General features: G+C 69.5%; 27 protein-coding genes. 14 read left to right on the plus strand and 13 right to left on the minus strand.

What is annotated here, in order from left to right; genetic code table 11:
* Positions 1–59: 59 nt before the first annotated feature.
* The gene (locus tag J2Y58_RS04270; RefSeq protein WP_310099131.1) at positions 60–950 is read left to right on the plus strand and encodes a prephenate dehydratase; all 891 of its coding nucleotides are present in this window, start codon (positions 60–62) and stop codon (positions 948–950) included.
* 26 nt (positions 951–976) lie between these two features.
* Here J2Y58_RS04270 and J2Y58_RS04275 read toward each other — a convergent pair whose 3' ends face one another.
* Entirely contained in the window at positions 977–1,177 is a 201-nt protein-coding gene (locus J2Y58_RS04275) for a hypothetical protein (RefSeq protein WP_310099134.1), read from the minus strand.
* Between the two features lie 139 nt (positions 1,178–1,316).
* Between J2Y58_RS04275 and J2Y58_RS04280 the strand changes: the two genes are divergently transcribed.
* The 4 genes from J2Y58_RS04280 to J2Y58_RS04295 all read left to right on the plus strand — a co-directional run bounded on the left by J2Y58_RS04280 (position 1,317) and on the right by J2Y58_RS04295 (position 3,381).
* Complete coding sequence (locus J2Y58_RS04280; protein ID WP_310099137.1) at positions 1,317–1,976, plus strand: HAD-IA family hydrolase; 660 nt, start codon at positions 1,317–1,319, stop codon at positions 1,974–1,976.
* Complete coding sequence (locus J2Y58_RS04285; protein ID WP_310099140.1) at positions 1,973–2,179, plus strand: hypothetical protein; 207 nt, start codon at positions 1,973–1,975, stop codon at positions 2,177–2,179. The genes J2Y58_RS04280 and J2Y58_RS04285 overlap by 4 nt, the downstream gene beginning before the upstream one ends.
* Complete coding sequence (locus tag J2Y58_RS04290; RefSeq protein ID WP_310099142.1) at positions 2,176–2,862, plus strand: ATP12 family protein; 687 nt, start codon at positions 2,176–2,178, stop codon at positions 2,860–2,862. Before J2Y58_RS04285 ends, J2Y58_RS04290 begins: the two co-directional genes overlap by 4 nt.
* A gap of 84 nt (positions 2,863–2,946) precedes the next feature.
* The gene (locus J2Y58_RS04295) at positions 2,947–3,381 is read left to right on the plus strand and encodes a hypothetical protein (RefSeq protein WP_310099145.1); all 435 of its coding nucleotides are present in this window, start codon (positions 2,947–2,949) and stop codon (positions 3,379–3,381) included.
* A 26-nt stretch (positions 3,382–3,407) separates the two neighbouring features.
* Here the strand turns inward: J2Y58_RS04295 and gmk are convergent, their stop codons facing one another.
* The 4 genes from gmk to J2Y58_RS04315 form a co-directional block, all read right to left on the minus strand.
* Positions 3,408–4,067: a guanylate kinase gene (gene gmk, locus J2Y58_RS04300; RefSeq protein WP_310099148.1), complete on the minus strand. Its 660-nt coding sequence runs from the start codon at positions 4,065–4,067 to the stop codon at positions 3,408–3,410.
* Positions 4,068–4,176: 109 nt separating this feature from the next.
* Positions 4,177–5,007: an S-formylglutathione hydrolase gene (gene fghA / locus J2Y58_RS04305; RefSeq protein WP_310099614.1), complete on the minus strand. Its 831-nt coding sequence runs from the start codon at positions 5,005–5,007 to the stop codon at positions 4,177–4,179.
* Positions 5,008–5,012: 5 nt separating this feature from the next.
* Positions 5,013–5,405, minus strand: a complete 393-nt coding sequence (locus J2Y58_RS04310) for a VOC family protein (protein ID WP_310099151.1) — start codon at positions 5,403–5,405, stop codon at positions 5,013–5,015.
* Positions 5,406–5,418: 13 nt separating this feature from the next.
* Positions 5,419–6,525, minus strand: a complete 1,107-nt coding sequence (locus J2Y58_RS04315; RefSeq protein WP_310099154.1) for an S-(hydroxymethyl)glutathione dehydrogenase/class III alcohol dehydrogenase — start codon at positions 6,523–6,525, stop codon at positions 5,419–5,421.
* Between the two features lie 90 nt (positions 6,526–6,615).
* Here J2Y58_RS04315 and J2Y58_RS04320 point away from each other — a divergent pair, with 90 nt between their 5' ends.
* Entirely contained in the window at positions 6,616–7,755 is a 1,140-nt protein-coding gene (locus tag J2Y58_RS04320) for a CaiB/BaiF CoA-transferase family protein (protein ID WP_310099158.1), read from the plus strand.
* On the opposite strand, the gene J2Y58_RS04325 is transcribed toward J2Y58_RS04320, so the two are convergent.
* From J2Y58_RS04325 to hisB, 7 genes are read right to left on the minus strand one after another with little or no spacing between them, the layout of a single operon-like run.
* On the minus strand, positions 7,756–8,097 hold the full coding sequence (locus J2Y58_RS04325) for a hypothetical protein (protein ID WP_310099161.1): 342 nt from the start codon (positions 8,095–8,097) through the stop codon (positions 7,756–7,758).
* Positions 8,098–8,143: 46 nt separating this feature from the next.
* Positions 8,144–8,911, minus strand: a complete 768-nt coding sequence (gene hisF / locus J2Y58_RS04330; RefSeq protein WP_310099164.1) for an imidazole glycerol phosphate synthase subunit HisF — start codon at positions 8,909–8,911, stop codon at positions 8,144–8,146.
* 54 nt (positions 8,912–8,965) lie between these two features.
* Positions 8,966–9,934: a bile acid:sodium symporter family protein gene (locus tag J2Y58_RS04335; RefSeq protein ID WP_310099168.1), complete on the minus strand. Its 969-nt coding sequence runs from the start codon at positions 9,932–9,934 to the stop codon at positions 8,966–8,968.
* Positions 9,935–9,957: 23 nt separating this feature from the next.
* Positions 9,958–10,692, minus strand: a complete 735-nt coding sequence (hisA, locus tag J2Y58_RS04340) for a 1-(5-phosphoribosyl)-5-[(5-phosphoribosylamino)methylideneamino]imidazole-4-carboxamide isomerase (RefSeq protein ID WP_310099171.1) — start codon at positions 10,690–10,692, stop codon at positions 9,958–9,960.
* On the minus strand, positions 10,680–11,288 hold the full coding sequence (gene hisH, locus J2Y58_RS04345) for an imidazole glycerol phosphate synthase subunit HisH (RefSeq protein WP_310099616.1): 609 nt from the start codon (positions 11,286–11,288) through the stop codon (positions 10,680–10,682). The genes hisA and hisH overlap by 13 nt, the downstream gene beginning before the upstream one ends.
* Positions 11,285–11,596 carry a YciI family protein gene (locus J2Y58_RS04350; protein WP_310099174.1) on the minus strand — a complete coding sequence of 104 codons (312 nt, stop codon included), beginning with the start codon at positions 11,594–11,596 and terminating at the stop codon, positions 11,285–11,287. The genes hisH and J2Y58_RS04350 overlap by 4 nt, the downstream gene beginning before the upstream one ends.
* Positions 11,593–12,180, minus strand: a complete 588-nt coding sequence (gene hisB, locus J2Y58_RS04355) for an imidazoleglycerol-phosphate dehydratase HisB (protein ID WP_310099176.1) — start codon at positions 12,178–12,180, stop codon at positions 11,593–11,595. Before hisB ends, J2Y58_RS04350 begins: the two co-directional genes overlap by 4 nt.
* 73 nt (positions 12,181–12,253) lie before the next feature.
* On the opposite strand from hisB, the gene J2Y58_RS04360 reads away from it, so the two are divergent.
* The 8 genes from J2Y58_RS04360 to J2Y58_RS04395 all read left to right on the plus strand — a co-directional run bounded on the left by J2Y58_RS04360 (position 12,254) and on the right by J2Y58_RS04395 (position 17,933).
* Positions 12,254–12,739 (plus strand): ClpXP protease specificity-enhancing factor SspB, encoded by a 486-nt coding sequence (locus tag J2Y58_RS04360; RefSeq protein ID WP_310099179.1) that lies wholly within the window; start codon positions 12,254–12,256, stop codon positions 12,737–12,739.
* A gap of 102 nt (positions 12,740–12,841) precedes the next feature.
* A complete protein-coding gene (locus J2Y58_RS04365) occupies positions 12,842–13,279 on the plus strand; it encodes a GNAT family N-acetyltransferase (protein ID WP_310099181.1) in 438 nt (145 codons plus the stop codon).
* Positions 13,280–13,476: 197 nt separating this feature from the next.
* On the plus strand, positions 13,477–14,871 hold the full coding sequence (fumC, locus tag J2Y58_RS04370; protein WP_310099184.1) for a class II fumarate hydratase: 1,395 nt from the start codon (positions 13,477–13,479) through the stop codon (positions 14,869–14,871).
* A 57-nt stretch (positions 14,872–14,928) separates the two neighbouring features.
* Positions 14,929–15,141: a hypothetical protein gene (locus J2Y58_RS04375; protein WP_310099187.1), complete on the plus strand. Its 213-nt coding sequence runs from the start codon at positions 14,929–14,931 to the stop codon at positions 15,139–15,141.
* Positions 15,138–15,365 (plus strand): hypothetical protein, encoded by a 228-nt coding sequence (locus J2Y58_RS04380; protein ID WP_310099190.1) that lies wholly within the window; start codon positions 15,138–15,140, stop codon positions 15,363–15,365. The genes J2Y58_RS04375 and J2Y58_RS04380 overlap by 4 nt, the downstream gene beginning before the upstream one ends.
* A 181-nt stretch (positions 15,366–15,546) precedes the next feature.
* Positions 15,547–15,894 (plus strand): phosphoribosyl-ATP diphosphatase, encoded by a 348-nt coding sequence (locus J2Y58_RS04385; protein WP_310099193.1) that lies wholly within the window; start codon positions 15,547–15,549, stop codon positions 15,892–15,894.
* Between the two features lie 22 nt (positions 15,895–15,916).
* The gene (locus J2Y58_RS04390) at positions 15,917–16,309 is read left to right on the plus strand and encodes an HIT domain-containing protein (RefSeq protein ID WP_310099196.1); all 393 of its coding nucleotides are present in this window, start codon (positions 15,917–15,919) and stop codon (positions 16,307–16,309) included.
* Positions 16,310–16,397: 88 nt separating this feature from the next.
* Positions 16,398–17,933: an amino acid permease gene (locus J2Y58_RS04395; protein ID WP_310099201.1), complete on the plus strand. Its 1,536-nt coding sequence runs from the start codon at positions 16,398–16,400 to the stop codon at positions 17,931–17,933.
* An 88-nt stretch (positions 17,934–18,021) separates the two neighbouring features.
* Here J2Y58_RS04395 and mscL read toward each other — a convergent pair whose 3' ends face one another.
* Positions 18,022–18,489 carry a large conductance mechanosensitive channel protein MscL gene (mscL, locus tag J2Y58_RS04400; RefSeq protein WP_310099205.1) on the minus strand — a complete coding sequence of 156 codons (468 nt, stop codon included), beginning with the start codon at positions 18,487–18,489 and terminating at the stop codon, positions 18,022–18,024.
* Positions 18,490–18,516: the final 27 nt, after the last annotated feature.

Below are 18,516 nucleotides of genomic sequence, written 5' to 3' on the forward strand. Positions count from 1 at the left end.
GGCTCCCGCGCATCGCAAGCGCTTGAGCGGCGCGGGCTGCTCTTCTAGGCGCAACGGCCATGCAAAGTTACGCCGCCCCTGCCCGCCCGATCGTCGCCGCGATGACCGACGCCGCCGCCGCCCGGCCGGATCGCGCGGTCGCGTTCCAGGGGGCCCCGGGCGCCAACAGCCATGTCGCGATGCAGGAAGCCTTTCCGGACGCGCTGCCGCTGCCGTGCTTCAGCTTCGAGGATGCGCTGGACGCGGTGAAGACGGGCGCGGCGGATTGCGCGATCATCCCGATCGAGAATTCGTTGCATGGCCGCGTCGCCGACATGCATTTCCTGCTCCCCGAATCCGGGCTGGTCATCACCGGCGAGCATTTCCTCGCCATCCGCCACGCGCTGATCGGCTGCGGCCCGCGCGACGGAGTGCGGCAGGCGATGAGCCATCCGCAGGCGCTGGGGCAATGCCGCCACTGGCTGAAGGCGCACGGCATCGCGCCGGTGAACTACCCCGATACCGCCGGCGCCGCGGCCGTGGTCGCCGAACTGCGCGACCCGACGGTTGCGGCGCTCGCCCCGCCGGGTGCGGCGGCGATCTACGGGCTGGAACTGCTGGCGACCGATATCGCCGACGCCGACCACAACATGACCCGCTTCGTCACGCTGGCGCGCGGCGCGCGGCCGTTGACCGGCGAAGGACCGTGGATGACGACCTTCATCTTCGCGGTGAAGAACATCCCCGCCGCGCTCTACAAGGCGATGGGCGGCTTCGCGACCAACGGCGTCAACATGACGAAGCTGGAGAGCTACCAGCGCGGCGGCAGCTTCGCGGCGACCGAATTCTATTGCGATGTCGAGGGGCGCCCCGGCGACCCGGCGTTCGATCGCGCGATGGAGGAACTGGGCTTCCACACCAAATGGGTGCGCGTGCTCGGCACCTACGCGCAGGCCAGGAAGCGCGGCTGATCGGGATCGCCGCGCGCGCCGTCGGCTCAGACCGCCGAGTCGGTGACCACGCCCCACGCCGCATAGGTCGCGGCCATCACGGCCACCGAGCAGGTGATGCCGAACAGCACGTAGCCGACGTACGTCAGGATCGGCGGGTTGGCGCGCGACAGCTTCTTGTTGCGCGACGCCCCCGTCAGCACGAAACTCAGCAGCATCCCGTACGTTAGTGCGACAGCTTCGATCATTTCCGCCCCTCGGCTCCAAGACAGTTGCGCACGCCCCCCGGCGTCCGTGCTGCCTTAACCATATCCGCCGTCCGTCACGAAGTCGTTAACGCGCGCTCCGCCGCTTGCCTCCCACGCTTTGCCGACTAACAGGGCGGTCATGCCGATACGACTCGCCGTGTTCGACTGCGACGGGACGCTCGTCGACAGCCAGGCCAACATCTGCCGCGCGATGGAGAGCGCCTTCGCCGCGCACGGGCTCGCGGCCCCGCCGCGCCCCGCGATCCGCGCGATCGTCGGGCTCAGCCTGGTCGAGGCGGTGACGCTGCTCGCCCCTGCCGCCTCGCCCGCCCTCCACCTCATGCTGGCCGATACCTACAAGGCCACGTTCCGCTCGATGCGCGAGGACGGGTTGCTCGACGCCGAGCCGCTGTACGAAGGCCTCGTCGGCGCGCTCGACGCGCTCGCGGCGGACGGCTGGCTGTTCGGCGTCGCGACCGGCAAGTCCGACCGCGGACTGGCACATGTGCTGGCGATGCACGGCCTCACCGACCGCTTCGTCACGCTCCAGACCGCCGACCGGCACCCGTCCAAGCCCGATCCCGCGATGCTTCGCGCCGCCATGGCGGAGGCGGGCGCGCCGCCCCATATGACCGTGATGATCGGGGACACCACGTTCGACATGGCGATGGCGCGCGCCGCGGGCGTGCGCGCGCTCGGCGTCAGTTGGGGTTATCACCGCGAGGCGGCGCTGTGGCAGGCGGGTGCGGAGGCGGTCGCGCACCGCTGCGCCGATCTTCCGGCGCTGGTCGCGGCATGAACGACCCGGCGCGCAATCGCTGGGCGGCGCTGGTCGCGATCCGCCTGGCCGCCACCGCGGGTGCGCTGCTCGGCGTCGTGCTGCTCGGGCGCGCGCAGACGCTCGGGCCGCGGCTGCTCGGCGTCGCGATCGTCGCCAGCGCGCTGTGGATGCTCGCCACGGTGCCGCGCGCGCTTGCCCGTCGCTGGAGGACACCGAAATGAAGCGGTTCTGGACCGAGGTGTCGGTCGACGCCGACAACGCGATCCGGCTTGATGCGCGCGCGGTACGCACGCCCGGTCGCGCGCCGCTGGCGCTGCCGACCGCGGCGCTCGCCGAGGCGATCGCGGACGAGTGGCGCGCGGTCGGCGATGCGATCGATCCGCGCGCGATGCCGCTGACCGGGCTCGCCAATGCCGCGATCGACCGCGTCGCCGCCGACCCGTCCGCGTTCGCCGCCGGATTGGCGCGCTACGCGGAGAGCGACCTGCTCTGCTATCGTGCCGACGGCCCGGCCACGCTGGTCGCGCGCCAGGCGGCGGCATGGAACCCGTTGCTTGACTGGGCACGCGATCGCTACGACGTGCATATCGAGGTGGTGGCCGGCATCATCCATCGCGCGCAGCCGCCCGCGACGATCGAACGGTTGGGAGACGCGGTGGCGAGCCGCGACGCCTTCCACCTCGCTGCGTTGTCGCCGATCGTGACGCTGACCGGCACGTTGGTCGGCGCGCTGGCGCTGGTGGAAGGCGCGGTCGATGCCGATACGTTGTGGGCCGCGGCGATGCTCGACGACGACTGGCAGGTCGAACGCTGGGGCGAGGACGCGCTGGCGACCCAGGCGCGCGCCGGCAAGCGCCGCGACTATGACGCGGCCGTGCGATTCTTGGCGCTGCTCGGCGGCTGAGATGACGTCCCCTTAACTGATCCACGTCAGGAACAATGCGTGTTCCCGGATCGGCCGGGCGCGCCGGGATCGGAATGAAGCACCATGTGGACCGAGATGCAGCGCCGTAACGAGGTCCTGTCAATGGCGATGCGCGATCATGAGTCGCTCTGCCGACAGTCCTCGCCCGACATGCCTGCGATCGCGCGCGTCCGCTGGCGCATCGCCGAGGCAAGCCGCCGCCGGCTGGAGTATTTCGTCGAGGAGGTGTTGCCGCAGGCCGAAGCCCATGCGGCGAGCGATGCCGTGCGCTGCCTTCAGACGATCAAGGACCGGACCGCCGGTTATCGGCAGCGAATTTCCGCTTACCTGGCCGACTGGCCGACCGAGAAGATCGCCGACGACTGGCAAGGCTATCGAGCAGCCGCGATGCTGCTGCGCCGCACGATCCATGCGCGCCTCGAAGACGAGGCCATGATCATGCGCTTGGTCGCGCTACCCGACCCGGTGGTGACGCCCGACCCATCCGGCCGTCGCTAATAAGGCGAGACGGCGCCTTTCGTGCCTCATGCCACCGGCGTGCGCAGCTTGCGGATGAAGCCGATCAGCCCGGTCTGGCGCGAACGCCTCAGCCGCTCCGCCGCCAGGATCGTCTTCACCTTGGCGAAGCACGATTCGACATCGTCGTTGACCAATACGTAGTCGTACCCGTCCCAGTGGCTGATCTCGGCGTCCGCGCGGCTCATGCGACGCTCGATGATCTCCTGTGCGTCGGTGGCGCGGCCTTCGAGGCGGCGGCGCAACTCCTCCATCGACGGCGGCAGGATGAACACGCGCACCACGTCGCCGCCCGCAATCTGGTGGAGCTGCTGCGCGCCCTGCCAGTCGATGTCGAACAGCACGTCCTTGCCCTCGGCCAACAGCGCGTCGACCGGCGCGCGCGGCGTGCCGTAGCGCTGGTCGAAGACGTGCGCCCATTCGAGGAACTCATGGTTCGCCACCATCTCGCGGAACGTGTCGAGCGAGACGAAATGATAATCGCGCCCGTCCTCCTCGCCCGCGCGGATGCCGCGCGTGGTGGCGGAGACCGACAGCGACAGCTCGGGCTCGCTGGCCAGCAGCATCCGTGCGATCGTCGACTTGCCTGCCCCCGATGGCGAGGACAGCACGAACAACAGTCCACGGCGCTTCATGTTGTGCGGGTCGGCGGGCGAGCGATGGGGCATGGGGGCTGATGCCTCGCCATGCCGCATTGCGTCAAGCGTGCGTACGCACGCGGGGCGTCAAGCGTGCGTACGCACGCGGGGCGTCAAGCGCGCGTACGCACGCGGGGCGTCAAGCGTGCAGGCGCGCCGCGTGCCACGCCAGATGATCGGCCATGAAGGTCGAGACGAAATGATAGCTGTGGTCGTATCCCGGCTGCATCCTGAGCGTCAGATCGATCTCCGCCGCCGCGCACGCCTCTGCCAGCAACTCCGGGCGCAATTGCTCTTGCAGGAACGGGTCGGCATCACCCTGGTCGACCAGCAATTCCTTCACCCGTGCGCCGTCCTCGATCAACGCGACGGCGTCGTGTCGGCGCTTGGCGGCGAGGTCGTCGCCCAGATAGCGGTCGAGCGCTCTGCCCCACGGCACCTGGGCCGGCGCGACGATCGGTGCGAAGGCGGAGACCGCGCGAAAGCAGTCGGGATGACGAAGCGCGACCGTCAGCGCGCCGTGCCCGCCCATCGAATGCCCCATGATTGACTGCCGCGCCATGTCGACCGGGAAATGTGCGGCGAGCAGCGCGGGCAGCTCCTCGGTGACATACGTCCACATGCGGAAGTGCGTCGCCCAGGGCGCCTGCGTCGCGTCGACGTAGAAGCCCGCGCCCTTGCCGAAGTCCCATGTGTCCTCATCGGGCACGTCGTCGCCGCGCGGCGACGTGTCGGGCGCGACGAAGATCAGGCCATGCTCGGCGCACGCGCGACGGTACTCGCCCTTGTCGGTCACGTTCGCGTGCGTGCAGGTCAGGCCGGAGAGGTACCACACCACCGGCAGCACCGCGCCCGGCGCATGATCGGGGACAAAGACCGAGAAGGTCATGTCGGTGCCGGTCGCGGTCGAGGCATGGCGGTACACGCCCTGCGTTCCGCCGTGCGCCTTGGCAGTGGAGACGGTGTCCATCGGCATCATGATGCTCGGGCGGGCACGCGATAGGCGCCGCACAGCTTGTTGCCGTCCGGATCGCGCAGATAGGCGAGGAAGAGCTGCCCGAACGGGCTGGTGCGCACGCCCGGCGCGTCCTCGATCGCGGTGCCGCCATTGGCGACCCCGGCGTCGTGCCACGCCGTCGCCTGTTCCGGTCCGCTCATGCGGAATCCGATCGTCCCGCCGTTGGCATGGCACGCCGGCGCGCCGTCGATCGGGCGCGAGATCATGAACAGCGCACCGTCGTGCGCATAGACGACGCGCCCCTTGTCGTCCTGCCGCCCCGCGCCGGCGCCCAGCACCGCGAACAGCGCGTCGTAGAACGCCTTCGATCGGGCGATATCGTTGGATCCGACCATCACGTGCGAAAACATCCGTTCCCTCCCCTCAATACACCACGACGCTGCGGATGCTCTCGCCCGCATGCATCAGGTCGAAGCCCTTGTTGATCTCGTCCAGCGTCAGCCGGTGCGTGATCATCGGGTCGATCTGGATCATGCCGTTCATGTACCAGTCGACGATCTTCGGCACGTCGGTGCGCCCGCGCGCACCGCCGAACGCGGTACCTTTCCACACGCGCCCGGTCACCAGCTGGAACGGCCGCGTCGCGATCTCCTTGCCCGCCTCGGCGACGCCGATCACGATCGACTCGCCCCAGCCGCGATGCGCCGATTCCAGCGCCTGCCGCATCACCACCGTGTTGCCGGTGCAGTCGAAGGTATAGTCGCCGCCGCCGTCGGTCAGCGCGATCAGGTGCTGGACGACGTCACCGACGTGCCTGGGATTGACGAAGTCGGTCATCCCGAACTGCCGCCCCCATGCCTCGCGATCCGGATTGATGTCGACGCCAACGATCCGCGCCGCGCCCGCCAGCTTCGCGCCCTGGATCACGTTCAGCCCGATCCCGCCCAGCCCGAAGACGATCACCGTCGCCCCGACCTCGACCTTGGCGGTATTCACCACCGCGCCGACGCCGGTGGTCACGCCGCACCCGATATAGCAGCTGGTGTCGAACGGCGCGTCCGGGCGGATCTTCGCCACCGCGATCTCGGGCAGCACCGTGAAGTTCGAGAAGGTCGAGCAGCCCATGTAATGATAGATCGGCTGACCCTTGTAGCTGAAGCGGGTCGTGCCGTCCGGCATCAAGCCCTTGCCTTGCGTCGCGCGGATCGCGGTGCACAGGTTCGTCTTGCCCGACAGGCACGACTTACACTGGCGACATTCCGGCGTGTACAGCGGGATGACGTGGTCGCCCGGCACCACGCTGGTCACGCCCGCACCCACCTCGCGCACGATCCCGCAGCCCTCGTGCCCCAGCACGCTCGGGAACAGCCCCTCGCTGTCCAGCCCGTCCAGCGTATAGGCGTCGGTATGGCAGATGCCGGTCGCCATGATCTCGACCAGCACCTCGCCCGCCTTGGGGCCTTCGAGGTCGAGCTCGACGATCTCCAGCGGCTTCTTCGCTTCGAACGCGACGGCGGCGCGGGTCTTCATGGGGCAACCTCTTCGACAGTGACCGGCGGGGTCTTAGGCGGCGGGGGCGGGACTGTTCAAGGCTTGGCCACACCCGCTAGACCGCTGCGCATGACCCACCGCCCTCTCGCCGGCCTGCGCGTCCTCGAACTCGCCCGCATCCTCGCCGGGCCCTGGGCCGGGCAGCTGCTCGCCGATCTCGGCGCCGACGTCATCAAGGTCGAGCGCCCCGGCGACGGCGACGACACCCGCCACTGGGGCCCGCCGTTCGTCACCGGCGCGGACGGCGAGAATTTGTCGGCGGCCTATTATCACGCCTGCAACCGCGGCAAGCGCTCGGTGGCGATCGACATCGCGAGCGCCGAAGGACAGGCGCGCGTCCGCGATCTCGCCGCCGGCGCCGACGTGGTGATCGAGAATTACAAGGTCGGCGGCCTCGTCAAATACGGGCTCGACCCCGCCGCCTTGCGCGCGCTCAACCCGCGGCTGATCGTCTGCTCGATCACCGGCTTCGGGCAGGACGGCCCCTATGCGCACCGCGCCGGCTACGACTTCATCATCCAGGGCATGGGCGGGATCATGTCGATCACCGGCGAGCCCGACGGCCCGCCGCAAAAGGGCGGCGTCGCGCATGCCGATCTGTTCACCGGCGTCTATGCGACGGTCGCGATCCTCGCCGCTGCCGTCGCGCGGGGCGCGAGCGGCACCGGCACGCACATCGACATGGCGCTGCTCGACACGCAGGTCGCGGTGCTCGCCAACCAGGCGCTGAACTGGATGGCGAGCGGGGTCGTGCCCCACCGCGCCGGCAACGGCCACCCCAACCTCGCCCCCTATCAGAGCTTCCCGACCGGCGACGGCGATCTGATCGTCGCGGTCGGCAACGACCGCCAGTTCGCCAAGCTCTGTGCGGTGCTGGAGGTGCCCGCGCTCGCCCACGATCCCCGCTTCGTCACCAACCCGGCGCGCGTGGCGAACCGCGCCGCGCTGCTCCCGCTGCTGGTCGCGCGGACCGTCCTGTGGCGCAGCGCCGATCTCCTCGCCGCACTGGAGGCGGCCGGCGTACCCGTAGGTCCGGTCAACCGCATCGACCAGGTGTTCGCCGACCCGCAGGTGATCGCGCGCGGCCTGCAACTGGCGATATCCGGCATCCCCGGCCTCGCCTCTCCGATCCGATACGACGGTGTGCGGGCGGTAGCGGCGCGGCCCAGTCCGCGGCTGGATGAACATGCGGAGGCGGAGTGGGGGTGATTATTGCGGTGAGGCCGGATCGTTATCGTCCATGACCCGGTTGATCAGAGATGCGGTGCCTGCCTCACCCAATTCGCGGCCCATCGTAATGGCCACCTCGGGGAGCATGAAAACGATCTCCCCATCATATCCCTCGACGAAGACGTGACCATCCTCAACCCATACCCGCCTCGGACGACCGTACGCTTTCGCCCTGGACAGATTTTCGGTCGCCTCGCTCTGTTCAGATGGGGTGAACATACGTGCAGGCTTATCAAGGGCCATCACTCGTCCAATCGTCCCGGCCAGGAAGGCGGGAACCTTCGGGTATATAACATAGGTCGGAAAGGCGGCGGCCACCATAGTGGCTTATCGACGGCGGCGCGGTCCACCGCGTGCGACGCCCCCGCTATTGCAACGGCACCCGCACCGGCACCCCTGCCGCCGCCAGCGCGCGGTGCGCCTCCGCCACCGTCGCCTGGCCGAAATGGAAGATCGACGCCGCCAGTACCGCCGAGGCATGCCCCTCGACCACCCCCGCGACCAGATCGTCCAGCGAGCCCACGCCGCCGCTCGCCACCACCGGCACCGCGGTGCGATCGGCGATCGCGCGGACAAGCGCGAGGTCGTACCCCCCCTTCGTCCCGTCGCGGTCCATCGAGGTGACCAGCAACTCCCCCGCCCCCAGCTCGGCGAGCCGCAGCGCATGGTCGACCGCGTCGATCCCGGTCGCGCGCCGCCCGCCGTGCGTGAACACCTCCCAGCCATCGCCGACGCGCCGCGCATCGACGCTGGCGACGCAACACTGGCTGCCGAACCGCTCGGCGATGTCCGACACCACTTCCGGTCGCGCCACCGCCGCCGAGTTCACCGCCACCTTGTCCGCCCCCGCCAGCAGCAACGCACGCGCATCCTCGGCGCTGCGCACCCCGCCGCCGACGGTCAGCGGCATGAAGCACACCGCGGCGGTACGCCGCACCACGTCCAGGATCGTGCCCCGCGCCTCGTGGCTGGCGGTGATGTCGAGGAAGCAGAGTTCGTCCGCCCCTGCCGCGTCATAGGCGCGCGCCTGCTCCACCGGGTCGCCGGCATCGACCAGATCGACGAAATTGACGCCTTTGACGACGCGCCCGCCGGCGACGTCGAGGCAGGGGATCACGCGCGCTCGGACGGTCATGCGGGTCCCATGCCCGCGGCGACGATCGAGAGCAAGCCGACCGCCGCCGTCGCGCTATTCCGCCGCCCGCACCGAATAGCGCCGCGCCAGCCACGCGCAGACGAACAGCTGCGCCTGATGGAAGATCATCAGCGGCAGCACGATCAGCCCCACCGACGCCGCCGGGAACAGGATCGCCGCCATCGGGATGCCGCTCGCCATGCTCTTCTTCGACCCGCAGAACACGGTCGCGATCTCGTCCTCGACCGGGAAGCCCGCCGCGCGCGATGCGATCGTCGTGCCCGCGATCACGATCGCCAGCACGACCAGCGACACCGCCAGCACCGCGACCAGCGTCAGCGGCGACAGCCGCGTCCAGATGCCCGCGACCACCCCGGCGCTGAATGCGGCATAGACCACCACCAGCACCGATCCGCGATCGACGACCGACGTCAGCGTCGGGTGCGCGCGCAGCCAGGTCGCCGCCCAGGGCCGTATCGCCTGCCCGATCGCGAACGGCAGCAGGATCTGCAGCGCGATCTCCTCCAGCGCCGCCAGCGACAGTCCGCCGCTCGCCTGCGTGAGCAGGTGCGCGACCAGCAGCGGGGTCAGGATGACGCCCGCCAGGTTCGACAAGGAGGCGGCACACAACGCCGCGGGCACGTTGCCGCGCGCGATCGAGGTGAAGGCGATCGACGATTGCACCGTCGAGGGCAGCAGGCAGAGGAACAGCAACCCGTCCACCACCTCGCGCGGCAACCACGCGCGCGTGGCCGCCGCCACACCCAGACCGACCAGCGGAAAAAACGCGTAGGTGCTGGCGAACACCATCGATTGGAGCCGCCAGTTCGCCAGCCCCGCCCAGATCGCCTGCGGCGCAAGCCGCGCGCCGTAGAGAAGGAACAGCAGGGCCACCGCCGCGACGGTGCTGTGCTCGACCCACACCGCCACTTCGCCGCGCGCCGGCAGCACCGCCGCCAGCGCGACCGTCGCGATCAGCAACAGCAGGAAACGGTCGGCGCGCGCGAGCACCCGGCGCAGCACGCTCGTGCGGGAGGCGGCCCGGGTCAGCGCGCCGCGACCCGCAATGCGTCGCCCAGGTCGAGCCGTCCGTCGTAGAGCGCGCGCCCGGTGATGACGCCCTCCACCCCGTCGCCGGCGTGTGCGGCCAGCGCATGGATGTCGTCGATCCCGGCGACCCCGCCGCTCGCGATCACCGGGATCCGCACGTCCCTGGCCAGCGCGACGGTCGCCTCGACGTTGCAGCCCTTGAGCAGCCCGTCGCGCCCCACGTCGGTGAACAGCAACGCCGCCACCCCGGCATCCTCGAACCGCCGGGCGAGGTCGGCGACCGGGGTGGTCGATACTTCCGCCCAGCCCTTGGTCGCGACCATCCCGTCGCGCGCGTCGACCGCGACGACGATCTGCCCCGGATAGGCGGCGGCCATGTCGCGCACGAACTGCGGTTGTTCCAGCGCCGCGGTGCCGATCACGACCCGCGCGACGCCGCGCTCGATCCACGCCGCGACCGCCTCGGGCGTGCGGATGCCGCCGCCTAGCTGCACGCGCCCCGGAAACGCCGCGACGATCCCGCGCACCGCCTCCCCGTTGACGCTCTCGCCCGCGAACGCACCGTCCAGATCGACGACGTGCAGGTGCGTCGCGCCGGCGTCCGCAAAGGCGCGCGCCTGCGCGGCGGGATCGTCGCCGTAGACGGTCGCGCGATCCATATCGCCCTCGGCGAGGCGGACGACCTGGCCTCGCTTCAGGTCGATGGCGGGAAAGACGATCAGGGACGCCATGTCAGGAACCTTTCGAGCAGCGCAAGGCCATAGCGCTGGCTCTTCTCTGGATGGAATTGCACGCCCAGCACCGTGCCGCGCGCCACCGCGGCGGTGACCGCGCCGGCATGGTCGGTGGTCGCGACCACGCCGTCGCCGGTGAAGGCATAGCTATGCAGGAAATAGGCCTCGCCCGGTACGATCAGCGGGTGACCGTCGCCCTGCGGCACGACGTCGTTCCAGCCCATGTGCGGCACCTTGGCGTCGCTGCCCGCCGGGTCGATGCGGCGCACGGCGCCGTCGATCCAGCCCAGCCCGCGGTGAACGCCGAGTTCCTCGCCGGTCGTGGCGAGCAACTGCATCCCGACGCAGATGCCCAGGAACGGCGCGCCCTGTCCGAGCACGCGCTCCTCCATCGCCTCGACCATCCCCGGCACCGCGCGCAAGCTGGCCGCGCACGCCCCGAACGCACCGACGCCGGGCAGCACGACCCGGTCGGCGCGCCGCACCACCTCCGGATCGGCGGTGACGGTCAGGTCGACGCAACCGGCCGCCCGCAGCGCGTTTTCGACCGAATGGAGGTTCCCGGCCTGATAGTCGATCAGCGCCAGCGTCATGCCAGCCACGCGTGCAGGTCGGTCGCGGCGAAGCTGGCGTTGAACGCCACGACCTCGGCGGTCGCGACGCCGCTGGTCACGAACGGGTCGGTCGCGACCACCCGCTCCACCGCCGCACGCTCGCCGCGCATCACGATCACCCCGCCGGTGCGCGGCGCGCGCCGCCCCGCGACCAGGAACACGCCCTGCCCGAACCCCTGTTCGAGCCACGCGACATGCGCCGCCATCTGCGCGTCGACCTCGTCCAGCGGGCGCACATAGCTCAGCAGCACGACGCACAGGTCGCCGGAGGCGCGAAACCCCGTCACAGCGTCCCCTTGGTCGACGGGATCGCATCGGCCTTGCGCGCGTCGATCTCAACGGCGGTGCGCAGGGCGCGGGCAAGCCCCTTGAACATGCTCTCGGCGATATGGTGGTTGTTCTCGCCGTACAGCGTCTCGACGTGCAGCGTGATGCCGGCGTTCTGCGCGAAGCTGTGGAAGAAGTGCTGGAACATCTCGGTGTCCATCCCGCCCAGCCGCGGCTGCGAGAAGCGCGCACGCCAGACGAGCCACGGCCGCCCCGAGATGTCGAGCGCGACGCGCGTCAGCGTCTCGTCCATCGGGCTCAGCGCGTGGCCGTAGCGGCGGATGCCGCGCTTGTCCCCCAGCGCCTGCGCCACCGCGCTGCCCAGCGCCAGCGCCACGTCCTCGACGGTGTGATGCTCGTCGATATGCAGGTCGCCGTCGCAGCGCACGGTAAGGTCGATGAGGCCGTGGCGCGACAATTGCTCGAGCATGTGGTCGAAGAAGCCGACGCCGGTCTTCACGTCGTATGTGCCGGTCCCGTCGAGATCGACGGTGACGGCGACCTTCGTTTCCGAGGTGTCGCGGCGGATCGTGGCGGTGCGCATGATCGCGTCCATAACGCAGCGCGCGTCCCAAGCAACCTTGACCCTTCCGCGCGGCGCGCTACCCATGGCGGACATGAGCGATATGCTGCCCGACAGCCTGATCCCCTATGACGAAATCGTGCAGCAGGCGCTGCGCGCGGTCGTCGGGCGCGTGCTGGGAACCGTGGCCGAGTCGGGCGGCCTGCCGGGCGAGCACCACTTCTACATCACCTTCAAGACGCAGGCGCCCGGGGTCGACATCCCGCAGCGGCTGATCGAGCGATTCCCCGACGAGATGACGATCGTTCTCCAGAACCGCTTCTGGGACCTGACCGTCGACCAGGAGCGCTTCTCGGTGGGCCTCAGCTTCAACCAGGTGCCCTCGAAGCTCGTCATTCCCTATTCGGCGATCACCGGCTTCCACGACCCGACGGTCAATTTCGAACTGCGCTTCCAGGCGCAGGAAGGCCCCGGCGACGGCCCCGGCCCGCACGACCCGGCCGAGAACGACGGCCCCGGCGCAACCCCGGTCGAGGACGGCTCGAACGTGGTCGCGGTGGACTTCAAAAGGAAGAAGTGACGATGCGAGCGGCGCACATCTGCGCCGCGGTCGCACAGCGACGCATCGGCACGGCCGGCGCGGCTCGCCCGCGTCCGACGTCATGGGATTCACTCCCATGACATGCCCCCGGACCCCGACCCGATCATGATCGACCTCATCCCCTCCCCCACCGACGCCGACCTCGCCGCCATCCTCGCGCCGCTGGCCGCGCACAACAACGCCGCCGGCGGCCCGACCGAGCGCCACAAGATCGCGCTCGTGCACCGCGACGCGGCCGGCGCGATCACCGGCGGCCTGTGGGGAGAAGCAAGCTACCGCTGGCTCTTCGTCAAATACCTCGCGCTCCCGCCCGAAGCGCGCGGCCACGGCCATGGCCGCGCCTTGATGCGTGCCGCCGAAGCCGAGGCACAGCGGCTCGGCTGCATCGGCATCTGGCTCGACACGTTCAGCTTCCAGGCGCGCGGCTTCTACGAAAAGCTCGGCTACGGCGTCTTCGGCCAGATCGACGATTACCCGCCTGGCGAGGCGCGCTTCTTCCTGTCGAAGCGGATCGGCTGACTCCTTTTTCCGTCATCCCGGCCCTTCGACCGCCTGCAAGGCAGGCGCTCAGGATAAACTTTGGCCGACGGCCAAAGGCGGGGATCCGGACGCGCTGGTCCTCGCACGGGTCGAACCGCCAGAGGTTCCGGATTCCCGCCTGCGCGGGAATGACGCGGGCGCGCGAAACCACCGCGCCGCGCACCCGTTCATGGGATATGACCCAGGCAACCCGCACCGAAACCGACTCGATCGGCCCCATCGACGTCCCCGTCGACGCTTATTGGGGCGCGCAGACCGAGCGCAGCCTCGAAAACTTTCCCTTCGGCGCTCGCGAGCGGATGCCGATCGAAATCGTCCATGCGCTCGCCCTCGTCAAACAGGCCGCCGCGCGCGTGAACCGCCGCCACGGCCTCGAAGCCGACAAGGCCGAGGCGATCGAACAGGCCGCGCAGGAGGTCGCGTCCGGCCAGCTCGACGACCATTTCCCGCTCGTCATCTGGCAGACCGGCAGCGGCACGCAGAGCAACATGAACGTCAACGAGGTGATTGCCGGTCGCGCCAACGAGCTGCTGACCGGCACGCGCGGCGGCAAGGCGCCCGTCCACCCCAATGACGACGTCAACCGCGGGCAATCCTCCAACGACAGCTTCCCGACCGCGCTCCACATCGCCTGCTCGGTGGCGGTCCGCCGGCGGCTGATCCCCGCGGTCGAACGCCTCCACGCCGCGCTCGACGCCAAGGCGCAGGCATGGCGCGACCTCGTCAAGATCGGCCGCACCCATCTTCAGGACGCGACCCCGCTGACGCTCGGCGACGAATTCTCTGGCTACGCGCACCAGCTCTACCGCTGCCTGCGCCGCATCGAGCCGGCGGTCGAACAGGGCACTGACCGGCTCGCGCAGGGTGGCACCGCGGTCGGCACCGGGCTCAACGCCCCCGCCGGCTTCGCGCGCGACTTTTGCGCGGAATTGCGCGGGATCACCGGCATCGCCTTCAGCCCCGCGGACAATTTCTTCGAGGCGCTCGCCAGCAACGATCCGCTCGTCCATCTGTCGGGCACGCTCAACACGCTGGCGGTCGCGTGCACGAAGATCGCCAACGACATCCGCCTGCTCGGCTCCGGCCCGCGCTGCGGCCTGGGCGAGCTGGACCTGCCCGCCAACGAACCCGGTAGCTCGATCATGCCCGGCAAGGTCAACCCGACGCAGTGCGAGATGCTGACGATGGTCGCCGCGCAGGTGATCGGGAATCACGTCGCGGTCACCGTCGGCGGCGCGCAGGGGCATCTGGAACTCAACGTCTTCAAGCCGGTGATCGGCGCGGGCGTGCTGCGCTCGATCGACCTGCTCGCGACCGGCTGCGACAGCTTCGCGGAGCGCTGCGTCGAGGGACTTTCCGCCAACGAGGGGCGGATCGCCGAGCTGCTCGACCGCTCGCTGATGCTCGTCACCGCGCTCGCGCCCGAGATCGGCTACGACAATGCCGCAAAGATCGCCAAGCACGCGCATGCGGAAGGGCTGACGCTCAAGGAAGCCGGGCTCGCGCTCGGATTGGTCGACGCCGACACGTTCGACCGCGTCGTGCGACCGGAGGCGATGCTGGGCCGCTGACCGGAACTCCGGCGCGCCCGCGGCATTGTTCCTGCGTAACGAACGAGGGTTTCCAACATGGGTGCTACCACGATCGGCGCGCTGATCGGCGGCGCGATCGACTCGATGTCGGGCGACGACGGCGCGGCGGACGGCGCGCTGTACGGCGCGATCACCGCCAACGTCCTGAAGCTCGTCCTGCCGGTCGTCGCGACCTATGCGGTCGGCTGGGGCGTGCTGAAAGGCATCGAAGTTTTGAGCGATACGGTTTCGGAAAGGATCAAGGCATGATTCGCAGCATCCTAGGTGGGTTGATCGGGCGCGAACTCGATCGGCGCGGGCGCGACGGCGGCGCGGGTGGCGCGATCCTGGGCGCCGTCGCGGCGCGCGCGGTGACGCGCATGGGCCCGCTGGGTTGGGCGCTGGGCGGCGCTTACGTCGCCAAGAAGGCGTATGACCGCCACAAGGCGGGCAAGGCAGCAGGTCGCCCGTCGCGGTATCCGCCGACGGTCTGAATCGCGCCACGTCATGCCGGGCTCGCCCCGGCATCACGTGGTCGGCATCCATGGTCCGGTATCCGCTTCGGTAACGGCGCCAGCGATGCAGGTCCAAGAATGGGAAGGCGTGTCGAGCCGCCCGGATGGCCAGCCCCGCATCATCCTTGACCCCGCCTCACCGACACGGCACCCGAGGCGGATGACCTCTTCCGACACGCTCGACCGGCTGTTCGCGACGATCGCGTCGCGCAAGGGCGCGGATGCCGACGGCTCCTACACCGCCTCGCTGTTCGCGCGCGGACGCGCCCGGATCGCGCAGAAGCTTGGCGAGGAAGCCACCGAAACCGTCATCGCCGCCATGGGCCAGACGTCGCGCGCGATCGTGCCGGAGGCGGCCGACCTCCTCTACCATCTGTTCGTGCTGCTCGCCGACGCCGGCCTGACGCTCGACGACGTCCGCGCGGAACTCGCGCGGCGCGAGGGTACCAGCGGCCACGAGGAGAAGGCCGCGCGCGGCCCGCTCCCGCTCTCCTTCCGCCCCGAATGAAGCCACGCACGAGGAGCCGCGCATGAGCGTCGACGCCACCCTGCCCTATGACGACGGTAACATCTTCGCGAAGCTGTTGCGCGGTGAGATCCCCTCCAAGCGCGTCTATGAAGACGATCATACGATCGTCTTCCACGACATCGCACCATGGGCACCGACGCACCTGCTCGCGGTCCCCCGCGGATCGTACGTCAGCTGGGACGACTTCTCTGCGAACGCCGGCGAGGCCGAAATCGTCAGCTTGACCCGCGCGATCGGCCACGCCGCGCGCGCGGCCGGGCTCGTCGCCAGCGGCTATCGGTTGATCGCCAACACCGGGCGCGATTCGCACCAGGAGGTGCCGCACCTCCACGTCCATATCATCGGCGGTCGCGCGCTCGGTCCCATGCTGGTGCACAACGACAGCCGCGTTTGAAACCGTCATCGTGGCGCAACACTATTGCGCGCCCGCGATCCGCCGCTAGGCTCCGCCCCATCAGAATCTCCCGGGGGCTTCGACCTACATGATCTTCGGCCGCGTCAAACCTCTCGACGCCATCCTCGCCACCGCCGAGAAAAAGTCGCTTCATCGCACGCTCGGCTGGTTCCAGCTGACGCTGTTCGGGATCGGCTGCGTCATCGGCACCGGCATCTTCGTGCTGACCGCCGCGGGCGCGCAAAAGGCGGGTCCCGGCCTGATGCTCGCCTTCGCGATCGCCGGCGCGATCTGCATCGTCGCCGCGCTCTGCTATGCCGAGATCGCGGCGATGATCCCGGTGGCGGGATCGGCCTACACCTATACCTATTCGACGATGGGCGAGTTGCTCGCCTGGACGGTCGGCTGGGCGCTGATCCTCGAATATGCGGTGGCGGCCAGCGCGGTCGCGGTCGGCTGGTCGGGCTATTTCACGGGCACGATCCTGAACCAGTTCCTGGGCATCCACCTGCCCGCCTGGCTGTCGGCCGCCCCGCTTGCGTTCGGCGGCGCGCCGGGTGGGCTCGTCAACCTGCCGGCGGTGGTGATCGCGCTGCTCATCACCTGGCTGCTGATGATCGGCACCACCGAGAGCGCCCGGGTCAACGCCGTGCTGGTCGCGATCAAGGTCACGGCGCTGACCGCGTTCATCGCGCTGACCCTGCCCAGCGACTATTTCTCGACCGATCGCTTCAACCCCTTCCTGCCCGCGGGCGTGTTCGGCGGGTTCGGCACCGGCGTCGGCGCGGTCGGCGCGGCGGCGACGATCTTCTTCGCCTATGTCGGCTTCGACGCGGTGTCGACCGCGGCGGAGGAGACCAAGAATCCGCAACGCAACGTGCCGATCGGGCTGATCGGCTCGCTGCTGTTCTGCACCGTCTTCTACATCCTGGTCGCGGCGGGCGCGATCGGCACGATCGGCGGGCAGCCGATCATGGGACCGAACGGCATCCCCTTCCCCGCCGGCTCGGAGGAGCTGGCGCGCGAATGCGCGCTGCCGCAATATAAGGACGCGCTGGTCTGCTCGGGCGAGGCGCTGGCGCACGTCCTGCGCGTGATCGGCTGGTCGGGGGTCGGCAACCTGCTCGGCATCGCCGCGTTCGTCGCGCTGCCGTCGGTCATCCTGATCCTGATGTTCGGCCAGACGCGCATCTTCTTCGTCATGAGCCGCGACGGCCTGCTGCCCGAACGCCTGTCGACGGTTCATCCGAAATGGAAGACCCCGCACGTCGTGACCGCGATGACCGGGGTCGGCGTCGCGTTCGCCGCGGCCTTCCTGCCGGTCGGGCAGCTCGCCGACATCGCCAACGCCGGCACGCTCTACGCTTTCGCGATGGTCGCGGTGGCGGTGATGATCCTGCGCCGTACCGCTGCGCAGCATCCGCGCAGCTTCCGCACGCCCGCGTTGTGGCTCATCGGGCCGCTCACGATCCTCGGCTGCGTGTTCCTGTTCTTCAACCTGCCGACCGCCGCGATGCTGGTGCTGCCGATATGGGGCGCGATCGGGCTGGTAATCTATTTCGGCTACAGCCGCCGGAACAGCCACCTCGGCCGCGGCATCGTCGAGGTGCACGAGGGGCATTGATCGCGGCGTCGGCATAAAAAAGGGCCGGGAGGATCGCTTCTCCCGGCCCTTTTTCATGCCGTCACCCCCGCGCAGCGGCGAGTGGCTCTTACCCCTGGGGCGGCACGCCCCCGCGCCCCTTCAGTTCGTCGCGGATCTCGCGCAGCAGCACCACTTCCGCCGGCTCGGCCGCAGGCTGGGCGGTGCCCGCCGCCTTCTCGCGCTCGACCGTCGCGATCAGCTTGTTAACGCTGCGCATCAGCAGGAAGACGATGAAGGCGAGGATCAGGAAGTTGATGACCACGGTCACGAACTCGCCATAACCCAGCAGCGGCACCCCCGCCGCCTTCAGCTGCGCATAGCTCGCCACCGACCCCTTATAGTCGGCCGGCACCGGCCCCAGCCGGATAAAGAAGCTGGAGAAGTCGAACCCGCCGAAGATCGCGCCGACCACCGGCATGATGACGTCGTCGGTCAGCGACTTGGTGATGGTCGCGAACGCGCCGCCGATGATGACGCCGACCGCGAGGTCCAGCACGTTGCCGCGCGCGATGAACGCCCGGAAATCCTTGAGCACGACGCGCTTCCCTTTCCTGTTGCACGA

Origin of the sequence: Sphingomonas sp. BE138, from assembly GCF_031456125.1 — a bacterium.
Taxonomy (GTDB): domain Bacteria; phylum Pseudomonadota; class Alphaproteobacteria; order Sphingomonadales; family Sphingomonadaceae; genus Sphingomonas.